4 protein-coding genes are annotated in these 2,276 nt (G+C 66.5%); all 4 read right to left on the bottom strand.

Features of this window, described 5'->3' with window-relative positions:
• Complete coding sequence (gene ssb, locus ACESNG_RS16385) at positions 1-501, bottom strand: single-stranded DNA-binding protein (protein WP_373064096.1); 501 nt, start codon at positions 499-501, stop codon at positions 1-3.
• Between the two features lie 88 nt (positions 502-589).
• Complete coding sequence (gene rimI / locus ACESNG_RS16380) at positions 590-1,054, bottom strand: ribosomal protein S18-alanine N-acetyltransferase (protein WP_373069801.1); 465 nt, start codon at positions 1,052-1,054, stop codon at positions 590-592.
• Positions 1,051-1,779, bottom strand: a complete 729-nt coding sequence (gene tsaB / locus ACESNG_RS16375; protein ID WP_373064092.1) for a tRNA (adenosine(37)-N6)-threonylcarbamoyltransferase complex dimerization subunit type 1 TsaB — start codon at positions 1,777-1,779, stop codon at positions 1,051-1,053. Before tsaB ends, rimI begins: the two co-directional genes overlap by 4 nt.
• 98 nt (positions 1,780-1,877) lie before the next feature.
• On the bottom strand, positions 1,878-2,276 hold a 399-nt coding region (locus ACESNG_RS16370; RefSeq protein ID WP_373069799.1), incomplete at its 5' end, for an HD-GYP domain-containing protein.

Genomic DNA, 2,276 nt, shown 5'->3' with positions numbered 1-2,276 from the left:
TCAGAAGGGCAGATCGTCGTCCTCGTCTTCCAGCGCGCCCGGAAAGTCTCCGAACTCTTCCTTCCCAGCCGACGGTGCCGCTGCCGTCTTCGGACGCGACGGAGGCGCCGCGCGACGCGGCGCGCTCTCCATGTCCTCGCCACTGCCGCCGGCCCGACCGCCGAGGAGCATCAGCTCCTTGACCTTGATCTCGGTGGTGTAGCGGGTCTGACCGTCCTTGTCCTGCCACTGGCGATACTCGATCTCTCCTTCGACATAAATCTTCTCACCTTTCTTCACGTACTTCTCCACGACGTCGGCCAGCCCCGAGCCACGCGCGCTGTTCCAGACGACGCAGCGATGCCACTCCGTCTTTTCCTGCTTCGCGCCGGTCTGATCCGTCCAGTTGCGGCTCGTGGCAAGCGAGAACTGCGCGACGCGCGTTCCACTGCCGACCGCGCGGATTTCGGGATCTGATCCGACGTTGCCAATCAAAACGGCCTTGTTCAGGCTACGACTCATGGTGCCTCCTCGAAGTACAGTGGTAATGGGTGTCGGATAAGCTAGGAGGGTCCTCTGACCAAACCAAACCCGAACGTTGCGCGCAGGGCTATTCGAACGCCGTCGCGTCGCGTCGCAGGACAAGGGCATCCTCGACGGGATGCCGGTAGTACGCACGGCGACGTCCCACGGCCACGAATCCACGGGACGAGTAGAGGGCGCGAGCAGCAGTGTTCGACTCGCGGACCTCCAGAAACATGGCGACAACCCCGTCCGCCGTGCCGGCGGCGATCGCGTCGTCGAGTAGCTGCGCGCCCACGCCTTGTCGGCGCACCCCCGGCGCCGTGGCGATATTCGCGATCTCGGCCTCGTCAACGGCGCGCAGCATGATGCAGTACCCGACAATGCCCCCCGACTCGTCGACGGCGGTCGCCATCCGCGAGAACGGGTGCAGCAGCAGCTCGTGGAATGACCTTGCCGGCCACGGGTCGCTGAACGCGAGTGCTTCGATCGTTGCCATCGCTGGCACGTCGTCGGCAGACGTCGGCCGGATGGCGATGACTGGTGTGCTCATACCGCGCCGAGGGAGGGCAGCGGCGCTCCGTGCGATGCTTCCCACTTCACTTGCGCCTCCGCCAAGCGCCCATACTGCGGTTCCCAACTGTCCAGTGGAACGGCGTCGGACCACGCGGCCGGCGCAACGTGCACAAGGTGCGCCGCCGACGGCGTCACGACGCGCATCTCGAGGCCCGGCGTCAGCGAGGCGAGCACCGCCAGGCGAGGACGTCCCGAAGCATGCGTAGCCAGCTGCTCGATCGTCATGCGCTGGAGCGCAGACTGCGCCTGCACGCTGCCGTCTGCACCGAACATGACGTCCAGCACGTAGCGTTCCCCTCGCAGCGCGTCCCCATGCACAACGGCGGGCCCGGCCGGGAGTGCCTCGATGGCGTCCGCCGCAGACAGCAGGAGCGACGACACGGCGAACAGTGGCACCGAAGCCCCGTAGGCCAGCCCTTTCGCCAACGACGCGGCAATCCGCAACGACGTGAAACTCCCCGGCCCTGCCCCACACACGACGCCGCTGAGCTGCCGTGCCGTCGCGCCGACATCGGCCAGCAGCGCCTGCACGGCCGGGAACAGCTGATCCTCTCGCCCGGCGCCCATCGCCACGGCTCGTACTGCCACGATCACCCCGTCGGCGATCAGCGCGACCGAGCCGGCCGTCGTCGAGGCTTCGAGCACAAGCAGTAGCGCCAGCGGGGACGCGCCGGTTTCATGAGCAAATACGAGTGCGGACATACACAGAGTCTAGCGCGCCCAGCGAACGTTCCCCAGCCCTTGATTGGCACTCGTTCCGGGGCAATCGCGACCCCACGCGCCGTCACCGCATACCAGCGCTACGCCACGCTCGCGATCCGGACGAACTTCGCGAGCTCCTGACGGAGCTGCGGGAACGGATCGTCGCGTCCCTCGGCGAGCACCATAAACATGCCGCGCTCGACGAGCGCCGCTGCCGCGTCGGCCACGTGGCTGTCGAACGCGTTCACGCGCTCGAGGATCTCCCACGTCCAGCGTGGATGCTTCCGGAACTCGCCGAACTCTTCGTCGGTGAGTTTGGCCCGGTTGTCCAGAATTTGATTCGAGACTCCGAGCTTGCCGATGTCGTGGAGCAGACCGGCGCGGAGGATGTCCCGGTACATGTCGGCATCGGCCCCCATCGACGTCGCGATTCCGACCGCATAGCGCGCCACATTCGTCGAATGCAGCGGGATGTCACCAAGCTCGAGCGCCAGTGC

This window comes from Gemmatimonas sp., assembly GCF_041689975.1.
Lineage (GTDB): Bacteria > Gemmatimonadota > Gemmatimonadetes > Gemmatimonadales > Gemmatimonadaceae > Gemmatimonas.
This window is presented reverse-complemented; position numbering and strand designations above follow the sequence as displayed.